Raw genomic sequence first — 11,113 nt, 5'->3', positions numbered from 1 at the left:
CGGGATTGTTGATGTTCTCGGTCACCATCAGGATCTCGACCGGCATGTTCTTCAAGGAGAGGATCTTCTCGATCTTCTCCCGCGAGGCGCGCATCAGCGCCTCGACCTCGAGCGACCCCTCCTTCATCGGCAGCTCGACGACCCGGTCGATCCGTACGCGAACCCCCGGCTTCCCCTCGATGAACTCGACGATCTTCCCCTTGGTCACGCCCTGGATGAGGATCTTGAGGCGCCCGTCCGGGAGCTTCAGCATCCGCATGATCATCGCGACGGTGCCCATCGGGAAGAGATCCTCCGCCTTCGGATCCTCCACGGAGGGGTCCTTCTGCGTCGCGAGAAAAATGTACCGGTCCCTCGCCAGCGCCTCGTCGACCGCGGCGATCGATCCCTCGCGTCCCACGAACAGCGGCAGGGTCATGTACGGGAAGATGACGATGTCGCGCACCGGCAGGAGCGGGAGGACGTCGGGGATCTCCGGGCCGCCCTCCTTCTCCTCGACCGCCGCTCCCTCGCCCGGGGGGGAGGAGTCGACCGGATCGGGCTCCCCCTCCTTCGGCGCGTTCCCCTCCGCGCCGGCCTGCACTTTCGCGATTTCGTCGTCGCTCATCTCTTCCTTCCCCCCTCGCGGCACGCCTTGGCGCCCTTCAACCTTCGGTCACCGGGATCCTGCGCTCCCTTCCCCGCCGCTCGGGGATCTTCGGGATCGTGATCGCCAGGATGCCGTCCTTCCGGATCGCCGAGACCGTCCCGAGATTCACCGACCCCACGACCTCGAAGACCCGCCGGAACTTCCCGAAGATCCGCTCGAGGCAGAGGAAGGAGGTCTCTCCGGGCGGGAAGGCCGTGGGCTTCTCCCCCGTCACCTCGATCCGGTCCCCCCGTACCCAGACCTGGACCGAATCGGCGGGGACGCCGGGGAGCTCCAGCAGGATCCGCACCGCGTCGTCCACCTCGGTCACGTCGGACAGGGGCCGGTACGCCGTCTCGTCCGAGAAGTCCAGCAGGACCACGCCCCCACACGCCTTGCGCGGACCGCGATCCTCCGGCCCGCCCGGCGCGGACGCCCTCGCCCGGGAATGCCCCGCCTTCCGGCTCACAGGAGTCCCTCCTTCCGCAGGAACACCCGCAGTCCCGGTCCGATCTCCGGGTCCCGCAGCGAGAACGCCACGTTCGCCATCTGGAACCCGAGCTTGGTCCCGGCGTCGTAGCGGGCGCCCTCGAACTCGAACCCGATCACCCGCTCTTTTCCGATCAGGGCGCGGATCGCGTCGGTGAGCTGGATCTCGCCGCCCGCCCCCGGTTTCGTCGCGAGGAGCGCGGGGAAGATCGACGGCGGCAGGATGTACCGCCCGATGATCGCCAGGTCGGAGGGGGCCTTCTCGGGCTTCGGCTTCTCCACCATGTCCAGCACCTCGTGCACCCCGTCGGCGATCCGCTTCCCTCGGATGATCCCGTACCGCGAGACCGCGTCCCTGGGCACTTTCTGGATCGCCAGGACCGCGCCCGCGCTGTGCTTTTCGTACGCGGCGATCATCTGCTTCAGCACCGGGACCTCGGAGTCGATGACGTCGTCCGACAGGATGACGGCGAACGGCTCCTGGCCGACCAGGTCCATCGACCGGAGGACGGCGTGCCCCAGCCCCAGCGGGAGGTTCTGCCGGACGTAGAAGAAATCGGCCCCGTCGGTCACCTGCCGGACGATCGACAGGAGATCCCCGTTCCCTTTCCTCTCCAGGGTGGCCTCGAGCTCGAAGGAGACGTCGAAGTGGTCCTCGATCGCGTTCTTCCCGCGGCCGGTGACGATGATCATGTCCTTCACGCCCGCCGCCTTGGCCTCCTCGACCCCGTGCTGGATGAGCGGCTTGTCCACCAGGGGGAGCATCTCCTTCGGGGACGCCTTGGTGGCCGGGAGAAACCTCGTCCCGAACCCCGCGGCGGGAAACACCGCCTTTCGGATCATCCTGCTTCTCCTTCCGTGCGCTCTGATCGGGAACCGGGGCGGAACCTTCTGAAGAACGCCTCCACGTCGGTCCGGTCCCGCGTCCATTTCATTGGGGGCAAGTTCTCCCGGAAAGTTTCCCCGTACCCCCGGGTCGCCACGCGGCGGTCCAGGAGGGCCACCACGCCGTAGTCGTCGCCGCGGCGCAGGAGCCTTCCGACCCCCTGCCGCAGCGCGAGGACCGCCTCCGGGAGCTGGTACGAGAAGAACGGGTCCTCCCCGCGCTCCTTCAACGCCCGGATCCGCGCCGACGTCACCGGATCGGACGGGGACGCGAACGGCAGCTTGTCGATGATGACGCACCGCAGCGAGGCGCCCGGAACGTCGATCCCCTCCCAGAACGTCCCCGTGCCGATCAGGACCGTGTCCTCGCCTTCCCGGAACTCCCGCAGCAGCTGGGCGCGCGGGGCGTCCCCCTGGACGAACAGCGTGTAGGGCACCGCCCCCCGAAGGGTCTCCTCCAGCGCGGACAACGTGCGGTAGCTCGTGCACAGGATCAGGGCGCCGCCGCCCGAACACGACAGGATCTCCCGCGTCTCGGCCGAAGCCGCCGCGGGAAACGCCGCGTCCGCCGGATCGGGGAGCCCCCGTGGGACGTAGAACAGGGCCCGGCCGGCGAAGTCGAATTCATTATCCACGATGAGTTCCCGGGCATCAACCCGCCCGAGCCCGACGCGCCGCCGGAAGTAGCCGAGGTCCCCGGAGAAGGACAGGGTGGCGGAGGTGAGGAGGAACGGCACCGTGTCGCACCAGAGCGATTCCGCAAGGACGGGGGACACCTCGACGGGGGTCCGGTGGAGCGATATCGACGCCCCCTTGCGCTCCGCCCACGCCACGGCGGTCGCCGTTTCGGCGGACAGGATCGACGAGAGGTCGTCGAGGAACGAGCGCACCCGCCGAAGCAGCTGCTCCCGGTCCTGCCCGGCGGATCCCGGATCCGCGCCGCCGGCCGCGGGCGGGCCGGACGAGATCGTCTGCGCCAGTTCCTCTCCCGCCCGCAGAAGAAACGCCGCCTTCTCGCCGAACCGCGTCCCGCGGGAGGGTCCCGGGAGCGGGAACCGGCTGTCCCCTTCCCCGACCGCGTCGAAGGCGGATTCCGCGGCGAGCCGGAACTGCTCGGACATCGGCAGGAGGCCGTCCCACGCTCCACCCGACCGGGCGGCGGATCGCCGCAGGTCCCGAGACAGCTCCCTTGCGCGGCCCAGCGATACGCTCACGCCGAAGAAGACGGAGGCGGTCTCCTCGATCCCGTGCGCCTCGTCGAACACCACGGCGTCCGCCCGCGGGATCACCTCGCCGTAGCGACCCTCGTCCTCCCCGCGCCCCCCGCCGATGCGCGCCCGAAGCGAGAGGTCGGCGAAGAACAGGTGGTGGTTGACCACGATCACGTCCGCCGACGCCGCGCGCCGCCGCGCCTCCGCGAGGAAGCACCGCTCGGTCTCGCCGCAGGCGGACGGGTCGCACATCTCGCTTCGGGAATTGACCTCGCCCCACACGCGGGCGTCCTCGGGAACGCCCCGGCATTCCGAGACGTCCCCCGTCCGGGTCGCGTCGGCGAACGCCTGCATGGCGGGGAAGTAGGAGGTCTCCCGCGCGAACTCGAACATCGGCTCCGCGAGGAACCGCTTCCAGCGTCGCAGGCAGAGATAGTTGGACCGGCCTTTCAGCACGGCGCAGGAAAACGGGTACTGGATGGCGTCCCGGACCAGAGGGATGTCGTTGGCGACGAGCTGCTGCTGGAGCGTCCGCGTACCGGTGGAGACGACCGTCCTGCGGCCGGAAAGGATGGACGGAACCAGGTACGCCAGGGTCTTCCCGATTCCCGTGGCCGCCTCGGCGACCAGGACCCCCGGGGCCTGGAGGGCAGCGGCCCACGCCATCGCCATCCGGAGCTGTCCGGGCCTCGGCTCGAACCCCTTCATCGCCGCCGACAGCGGCCCGCCGGGGGAGAGCGCGGCCCCGACCGCCCGGGCGAGTTCTCCGGGCATTACTGCTCCGGGACGGGTACGAAGTTTCCCAGGTCCACCCGCAGCAGCGACACCTTCCTCCGCATGTCGCCCGCGGGCGTGAACAGGAACGTCCCCGTCACCCCGACGAAATTCTTCAGCCGGGAGATCCGCTCCCGCATCGCCTCGCCGACCGGCTTCCCGGGAACGCTTTCCGTGGAGTACGCCGAGGAGAGGAACAGTGCGCCGTCGTACCCCATCGCCTCGAACCGGGTCGGGGGGAACCGCATCGCCTCCTGGAACTCCTTCCGGAACCGGTCGCCCTGGGAGCCGGGGATCGCGTCGGAGTAGTCCACCGAGAACACCGCGCCGGCCACGGCGCTTCCCGCCTTGCGGAGGAGCTCCTCGTCGTACCACCCGGAGAACCCGGCCAGCGGAAGGTAGACGTTGTAGTAATTGAGCTGGGACGCGAGCAGGAAGACGCGATCCCACCGGTCGGCGATCACGATCCCGCCCACCGCGAGCCGGATCGCCTTCCCCTTCTCCTTCGACTTCGACTGGCGCCGGAAGGTCTCGTTCCCGACCGCCTTCCGGATGAGATCGGTGAAATCGCGCGCCTCGGGGGAGTAGGGGAGGACCTTTGCGATCCGGACCCCGGACTCCCGGGCGGCGGACGCCACCGCGTCGGAGAATCCCTTTCCGTAGCCGTTGTCCGGATGGAGCAGGAGCAGGTTCGTCACGTCGTTCCGCGCCAGGTGGGCAAGGACCGCGCGCGCCTCCTGCGCGGGGGAGAGCCCGAAGCCGTAGAGAAACGGCTTCTCCAGGATCGCCTTCTGGCCGAGATAGAGCGTGGGGGGGGACTTGGGGCCGAACGCGGCTCCCACCGAGCGCCCTTCCTCCCCTGTGAGCGGCCCCAGGATCCCGATCACCGTCCGGTCGGCCGCCGCGGCGGAGAACTCCTTCCGCGCCTTCTCCGGTTGGCCGGCGGTGTCGACCCAACGGACCACCGGGGCGTGTCCGTTCGGTTCGTACCGGTGGTCGGGGCCGAGCGCCACCTCGGCACCGGAGAGGACCGAGAACCCGATGTCGGCGAGCTTTCCCGACAGCGGCGCCAGTCCGACGATCTTGGGCCGCGCGGCGGTGATCTTCTCGAGGCGGTACAACCCCTCCGCCGCCTCGCGGGATCGCTTCCCCCCGGACCGCGCGGACCGTTCGAAGGCGTAGGCCGCCATGCCGAGGAACCCTTTCCGGGAGGCGGCCTTCCCGAGCACCAGGAACAGGTGGGCGCGGGCCTCCGGGTCCTCCTCCGCCTCGCCCGCCTGGCGGAGGGCACCGATGTCGGAGGCTCCGTCGATGAACGACTCCCGCTCCGCGGCGAGGCGTCCCGCCGTCGCGGGGTCCGACGCCGCGCCGATGGCGCGGCGGTACAGCGCGAGCGCGCTGCCGACCTTCCCGGCGACGGCGTCGGCGCGCGCCATCAGAGAGAGGAGGTCGGATACGTTCGCATCGACGAATTTCTGGTCGAGCAGGTACCCCGCCATCTGGCGCGCCTCGTTGTTCCACTGCATCCGGCGGTAGATCCGGAGCTTCAGGTCGACCGCCGACAGCGAAAGGTACCGGGCGCGGGAAAGCTGCACCGCCTTGTCCGCCGCCTCCAGCGCCTTGTCGAGATCCCCCCGGACCAGCAGGAGCTCACCGATCCGCATCCACACGAATCCCTTCCGCTCGTCGTCGGGGGCCGAGTACGCGAGGTCCAGGAACCGCCGCAGCGCCTCCTCCCGGCGGCCCGCCGAGAAATCGCCTTCCGCCTGGAGGAACGGCACGATCGGGGACGTGCGCGCGGCGGCCCTCGAACCGGGCCGCGGGACCGGGACGGCGTCCCCGCCCGCGATGAAGGGCATGGGAGGTTCCGCGGACGCCGCCGCCGGGGGGAATAGAAGAACGGGAAGCAGGAGCAGCGCCGCGAGACGGGCCGGTCGGGGGCGCGTCAACCGAAGATCTCCTTCACCTTTTCGAAGAAGCTGCGCGAGATCGGGCCGGGGGACTCCTCGGACAGCTGCTGGTACTCGGAGAGAACCTCCCTCTGGCGACGGGTGAGTTTTTTCGGGACCTCGATGAGGACCCGGATGACGAGGTTCCCCCGCCTTCCCGTGGACAGCGACGCGACCCCTTCGCCGCGCATCACGAAGTCGTGCCCGGACGGCGTTCCCGGAGGGATGGCCAGATCCTTCTTTCCCGACAGCGTCGGGACTTCGATCGACGCGCCGAGCGCCGCCTGCGGAAAGGTGATCGGAACCTCGCAGAAAAGGTCGGCCCCCTCCCGCACGAAGAACGGGTGATCCTGGACGGTCAGGACCACGTACAGATCGCCGGCGCCCGCTCCCGCCGGGGCCGCTTCCCCTTCCCCGCGCAGCTTCAGGCGCGTTCCGGTCTCCACGCCCGGGGGGATCTTGACCTTCAGGGTCCGGCTCTCCCGGACGTGGCCGGATCCCGCGCACGGGCCGCACGGGTCCTTGACCACCTGCCCGGTGCCGCCGCACCGGCCGCAGGTGCGCCGGATGGAGAAGAACCCCTGCTGCAGGGTCACCTGGCCGCGCCCGTTGCATCCGCTGCACCGCTCCGGGCGGGTCCCCTTCCGCGCCCCGGTACCGCCGCACTCGCGGCAGGCGCCGGTCCGCGGAACGACGATCTCCTTCTCCCCCCCGAACACCGCTTCGTTGAAGGAGACGGTCAGGTTGTACCGGAGGTCGGCCCCCCTGCGGACCCGTTCCCCCCCGCCGCCGCCGAAGATGCCGCCGAAGAAGTCGTTGATGATGTCCTCGACGCCGAATCCCGAGAAGTCCCCGAACCCCTGGCCCGAGGGCCCCGCGTGGCCGAACCGGTCGTACTGCGTTCGCTTCTCGGGATCCGAAAGGATCGAATACGCCTCGTTGGCCTCCTTGAACCGCTCCTCGGCCGACTTGTCGCCGGGGTTGCGGTCGGGGTGGTTCTGCAGCGCCTGCTGGCGGTACGCCTTCTTGATGTCTTCGGGGGAGCTGTCCCGGGAGACGCCCAGGATCTCGTAGTAGTCGCGCCGGGAGGCCACTCAGTTCTCCGGCCCGTCGGATTCGCCGCCCGGCCCTTCGGCCGACGGCGCCACGGCCACCGCCACCTGGGCGGGGCGAAGCAGCCGGCCGTTCAGCAGATACCCCTTGCGGGTCTCCGAGAGCACCGTCCCGTCGGCTTTCCCCGCGAGCGGCACGCGCGCGATCGCCTCGTGACGACCCGGGTCGAACGGTTCCCCCTCGGAGGAGAACGGCTCGAGGCCGAACTTCCGGAGTTCCGCGAGGAACTGGTCGTACGTCATCCGGACTCCGGAAAGGACCGCCTCCGTCGAGGCGCCCACCTGCCCCATCGCCCGCTCCAGGTTGTCCAGGAACGGCAGGACCGCGCCGAGGAGGCGTTCGTTTCCGAACGCGGCCTGCGCTTCCCGCTCGCGCGCCGCGCGCTTCCGGAAATTGTCGAATTCGGCCGCGAGATACGCGAGCCGGACCTTGAGCTCCGTGGCCTCGTCCGTCCCTTCCGGAACGGTGTCGGCGGGCCCCGCCGCCGACTCTCCGCCTGCCGCCCCGGGTTCCCCTTCCGGGGCCGGAGCCACCGACGGGATTTCCTTGTCCCTGTCTTCCATCCGTTCCTTCTCCTGTGGATGTTGTGCCGGAACGCCGGCGGACCGTCAGCGCTGCCCGAACATCGTCGTCAGCAGGCTCGCGGTGTACTTCACCAGCGGGATCACGCGGGAGTAGTCCATTCGGACCGGCCCGATCAGGCCGATGCTCCCGACCGCGGACGCCCCCTGGCGGTACCCCGAGGCGACGACCGACACGTCCCCCAGATCCTCCACCGGGTTTTCCGACCCGATCGACACCTGGATCGCCTGGCGGTCCATCGCCCGGTCGAGAAGGCGGAAGATGACGCTCTTCTCCTCGAAGGCGCGCAGGATCCGCTTGAGCCGCTGGACGTCCTCCGCGAACTCCGGCTGGTCGAGGATGTTCGCGCGCCCCTCGACGAACACCTCGCCGGGGCCGCTGTCGGCCAGCGCCCGCGCGCCCATGGTGAGCGCCCGGCGCATCACACGGTCGTACCGGGCCCTTTCCTTCTGGAGCTCGGTGAGGATCCGGGCGCGAAGCTGCGGGAGCGTGAGCCCCTCCGCGATCCCGTTCAGGTATGCGTTGATCTTCTCCAACTCGTCGCCGGTCAGGTCCGCCTCCCCCTCGATCAGCCGGTGCTGCACCCACCCGCCCTCCATGACGGCGACGAGGAGGATCTTGTCGACCGCCGCGCGCATCAGGTTCACCGAGCGCAGCCGCTGCTGGTCGGGGCGGGAGACGATCACCACGCTCGCCTGGTGGGTGAGGTTCGCCAGCAGCCGGCTCACCTGCCGAACCAGCTCGTCGGCGGGGGCGCTTCCCTCTCCCGCGGCGAGGTTCAACTGGTCCACTTCCCCCTTCGCGACGTTTTGCAGCATGAGAAGGTGGTCGATGTAGTACCGGAAACCGGCCGGCGTCGGGACACGCCCCGCGGAGGTGTGCGGCTGGGCGAGGAACCCCATCTCCTCGAGATCGGCCATGATGTTCCGGATGGTCGCCGGGGACAAGGCCTGCCCCATCTTCTTCGAGATGGTCCTCGACCCTACCGGCTCCGCGGTGGCGATGTAATCCTCCACGATGTAGCGAAGGACCTGCGTGGCGCGTTCGTCCATCGTTGTACCTTTTTCGTCTTCTCCTACCGCAATTTAGCACTCCTGAGGCGAGAGTGCTAAGGGTCAATCTACCAGTTGCCGGCCCCCGGTGTCAAGGGAGGCCGGGTTCCACGAACGCGAGCACGTCGCCGATCCCGGTCCCCGTTTCCGCCAGGGTGCCCGCCGGGAGTTCGAGGGCGCCCCGCGCGCCGCGCACGAACCGGCTGATCCGGTTCGGAGGGAGCGCCCCGGACACCCCGATCACCGCGCCTCTCCCGTCCACGAAGGCGACGTCGATCGGGAACCGCATCCCCACCGTGTGGACGCAGCGGCACGGTGCGATCCACACCCCTTCCCCGGGGGAGAGTCCGCGGGATCCGAGGAGCCCCCCGAGGCGCGACGTGAAGGTCCGGGCTTCCCGGACGCGGGTCCCGAGGACCGTCCCGCGCGTTCGGTTGACGACACGGTACATGGCGCATTTGCAGGATAGCAAACCGCGGGCCCCGCTTGACGGGGTGTCCCGCGCCTGCAACGATGAACCGATGAACTTCGTGTACCTGTCCCCGCACTTCCCCCCGAACTACTACCGGTTCTGCGTCGGCCTCCGGGAGGAGGGGGTGAACGTCCTCGGGTTGGCCGACGCCCCGTACGATTCGCTGCGGCCGGAGCTGCGGGGCGCGCTCTCCGAATATTACCGGGTGGACGACATGAACTCGTACGACGCGCTGCTCCGCGCGCTCGGGCATTTCACGCACCGGCACGGGAAGCTCGACCGGATCGATTCGCACAACGAGTACTGGCTCGAGACCGAGGCGCGGCTGCGTACGGATTTCAACCTGTACGGTCTCCGGGAGGACCGGATCGCGGACGTAAAGCGGAAGTCCGCGATGAAGGGGATCTACCGGTCCGCGGGGGTCCGGGTCGCCCGCGGCGCCGTCGTCCGAACCCTCCAGGAGGCGCGGCGGCTGGTCTCCGAGACGGGGTACCCGGTGGTCGCCAAGCCCGACGTGGGCGTGGGGGCCGCGGCCACGTTCAAGATCCGCGACGACGCGGGCCTTGCCGCCTTCTTCGCGTCGAAGCCGCCTTCGGACTACATCGTGGAGGAGTTCATCCAGGGGGACATCCTCTCCTTCGACGGGCTGGCCGACCGGGACGGGAACATCGTCTTCTTCACCGCCCACGCCTACAGCCAGGGGATCATGGAAACGGTCAACGAGGACAACCACGTTTTCTACTACTCCCTCCGGGAGATCCCCGCCGACCTCGAGGAGGCCGGACGCCGGACCGCGAAGGCGTTCGACGTGCGGGAGCGGTTCTTCCACTTCGAGTTCTTCCGCGCCGGCCGGGACGGCGGGATCACGGCCCTCGAGGTGAACATGCGTCCGCCGGGGGGGCTGACCACCGACATGTTCAACTACGCCGCCGACATCGACATCTACCGGGAGTGGGCGCGCGTGGTAGCCGGCAAACCGTTCTCGACGGCCTGGTCGCGCGCGGCGCCGTCGTCCGCACCCTCGCGGAGGCGCGGGAGCTGGCCGCCGAAACGGGGTACCCGGTGGTCGCCAAGCCCGACGTGGGCGTGGGTGCCGCGGCGACGTTCAAGATCCGCGACGACGCGGGGCTCGTCGCTTTCTTCGCGTCGAAACCGCCTTCGGACTACATCGTGGAGGAGTTCATCCAGGGGAGCATATTCTCCTTCGACGGGCTGACCGACCGGGACGGGAACATCGTCTTCTTCACCGCCCACGCCTACAGCCAGGGGATCATGGAGACGGTCAACGAGGACAACCACGTCTTCTACCACTCTTTCCGGGAGATCCCCCCGGACCTGGAGGATGCGGGCCGCCGCACCGCGCGGGCGTTCGACGTCCGGGAGCGGTTCTTCCACTTCGAGTTCTTCCGGGCCGACCGGGACGGAGGGATCACGGCCCTCGAGGTCAACATGCGGCCGCCGGGGGGGCTGACCACCGACATGTTCAACTACGCGGCGGACATCGACATCTACCGGGAGTGGGCGCGCGTGGTCTCCGGCAAGCCGTTCTCGACGGCCTGGTCGCGCGCGTGGCACGTCGCCTACATCGGCAGGAAATGGAGCAAGCGGTACAAGCGGACGCACGAGGAGGTCCTCCGGTCCCTGGGTCCCCTCGTCTGCCACCACGAGGAGATGAACTCCATCTTCCGGGCCGCGATCGGGGATTACGGCTACCTCGTCCGGTCGAAGGAACGGGAAGAGGTCCTGGCCGCCGCCCGCCTCGTCCACGAGACCGCGTGACGGGGGGATGGGCCGCCGATGAACGTCGAGTACCACCGCCGGTGGAGCCGATGCCTGGGACGCGACATGGAGCTCAAGGTGTACGGCCACGCCGGGAAGCCGGTGGTGGTGTTCCCGTCGTCCGGCGGGCGGTTCTTCGAGTACGAGGATTTCGGGATGGTGGAGGCGTGCCGGCCGTT

The 11,113-nt window shown here is 69.3% G+C and carries 12 protein-coding genes; 3 read left to right on the top strand and 9 right to left on the bottom strand.

What is annotated here, in order from left to right:
- From HZB86_10890 to HZB86_10850, 9 genes are all read right to left on the bottom strand, one after another.
- The coding region (locus tag HZB86_10890; protein MBI5906031.1) for an LON peptidase substrate-binding domain-containing protein at positions 1–607 on the bottom strand (607 nt) is incomplete at its 3' end.
- Positions 608–644: 37 nt separating this feature from the next.
- Positions 645–1,097, bottom strand: coding sequence for an Hsp20/alpha crystallin family protein (locus tag HZB86_10885; protein ID MBI5906030.1), 453 nt, complete (start codon positions 1,095–1,097; stop codon positions 645–647).
- Entirely contained in the window at positions 1,094–1,960 is an 867-nt protein-coding gene (gene galU, locus HZB86_10880) for a UTP--glucose-1-phosphate uridylyltransferase GalU (GenBank protein ID MBI5906029.1), read from the bottom strand. Before galU ends, HZB86_10885 begins: the two co-directional genes overlap by 4 nt.
- Positions 1,957–3,987 (bottom strand): ATP-dependent DNA helicase, encoded by a 2,031-nt coding sequence (locus tag HZB86_10875; GenBank protein ID MBI5906028.1) that lies wholly within the window; start codon positions 3,985–3,987, stop codon positions 1,957–1,959. The genes galU and HZB86_10875 overlap by 4 nt, the downstream gene beginning before the upstream one ends.
- The gene (locus HZB86_10870; protein MBI5906027.1) at positions 3,987–5,936 is read right to left on the bottom strand and encodes an ABC transporter substrate-binding protein; all 1,950 of its coding nucleotides are present in this window, start codon (positions 5,934–5,936) and stop codon (positions 3,987–3,989) included. The genes HZB86_10875 and HZB86_10870 overlap by 1 nt, the downstream gene beginning before the upstream one ends.
- Positions 5,933–7,030 (bottom strand): molecular chaperone DnaJ, encoded by a 1,098-nt coding sequence (dnaJ, locus tag HZB86_10865; GenBank protein MBI5906026.1) that lies wholly within the window; start codon positions 7,028–7,030, stop codon positions 5,933–5,935. Before dnaJ ends, HZB86_10870 begins: the two co-directional genes overlap by 4 nt.
- Positions 7,031–7,612 (bottom strand): nucleotide exchange factor GrpE, encoded by a 582-nt coding sequence (locus HZB86_10860; GenBank protein ID MBI5906025.1) that lies wholly within the window; start codon positions 7,610–7,612, stop codon positions 7,031–7,033.
- Positions 7,613–7,657: 45 nt separating this feature from the next.
- Positions 7,658–8,683 carry a heat-inducible transcription repressor HrcA gene (hrcA, locus tag HZB86_10855; protein ID MBI5906024.1) on the bottom strand — a complete coding sequence of 342 codons (1,026 nt, stop codon included), beginning with the start codon at positions 8,681–8,683 and terminating at the stop codon, positions 7,658–7,660.
- A 91-nt stretch (positions 8,684–8,774) separates the two neighbouring features.
- Positions 8,775–9,134 carry a DUF192 domain-containing protein gene (locus tag HZB86_10850; protein ID MBI5906023.1) on the bottom strand — a complete coding sequence of 120 codons (360 nt, stop codon included), beginning with the start codon at positions 9,132–9,134 and terminating at the stop codon, positions 8,775–8,777.
- A gap of 70 nt (positions 9,135–9,204) precedes the next feature.
- Between HZB86_10850 and HZB86_10845 the strand changes: the two genes are divergently transcribed.
- From HZB86_10845 to HZB86_10835, 3 genes are all read left to right on the top strand, one after another.
- Positions 9,205–10,371 (top strand): ATP-grasp domain-containing protein, encoded by a 1,167-nt coding sequence (locus HZB86_10845; GenBank protein MBI5906022.1) that lies wholly within the window; start codon positions 9,205–9,207, stop codon positions 10,369–10,371.
- On the top strand, positions 10,326–10,934 hold the full coding sequence (locus HZB86_10840; GenBank protein MBI5906021.1) for an ATP-grasp domain-containing protein: 609 nt from the start codon (positions 10,326–10,328) through the stop codon (positions 10,932–10,934). The genes HZB86_10845 and HZB86_10840 overlap by 46 nt, the downstream gene beginning before the upstream one ends.
- An 18-nt stretch (positions 10,935–10,952) precedes the next feature.
- On the top strand, positions 10,953–11,113 hold a 161-nt coding region (locus HZB86_10835), incomplete at its 3' end, for a transposase (protein MBI5906020.1).

It is taken from the genome of Deltaproteobacteria bacterium, assembly GCA_016234845.1.
GTDB lineage: Bacteria > Desulfobacterota > Deferrimicrobia > Deferrimicrobiales > Deferrimicrobiaceae > JACRNP01.
This window is presented reverse-complemented; position numbering and strand designations above follow the sequence as displayed.

Bases quoted from the DNA above. Each gene is read 5' to 3' on its own strand.
- galU (MBI5906029.1), bottom strand. From the start codon at position 1,960: ATGATCCGAAAGGCGGTGTTTCCCGCCGCGGGGTTCGGGACGAGGTTT.
- HZB86_10875 (MBI5906028.1), bottom strand. From the start codon at position 3,987: ATGCCCGGAGAACTCGCCCGGGCGGTCGGGGCCGCGCTCTCCCCCGGC.
- HZB86_10860 (MBI5906025.1), bottom strand. From the start codon at position 7,612: ATGGAAGACAGGGACAAGGAAATCCCGTCGGTGGCTCCGGCCCCGGAA.
- hrcA (MBI5906024.1), bottom strand. From the start codon at position 8,683: ATGGACGAACGCGCCACGCAGGTCCTTCGCTACATCGTGGAGGATTAC.
- HZB86_10850 (MBI5906023.1), bottom strand. From the start codon at position 9,134: ATGTACCGTGTCGTCAACCGAACGCGCGGGACGGTCCTCGGGACCCGC.
- HZB86_10845 (MBI5906022.1), top strand. From the start codon at position 9,205: ATGAACTTCGTGTACCTGTCCCCGCACTTCCCCCCGAACTACTACCGG.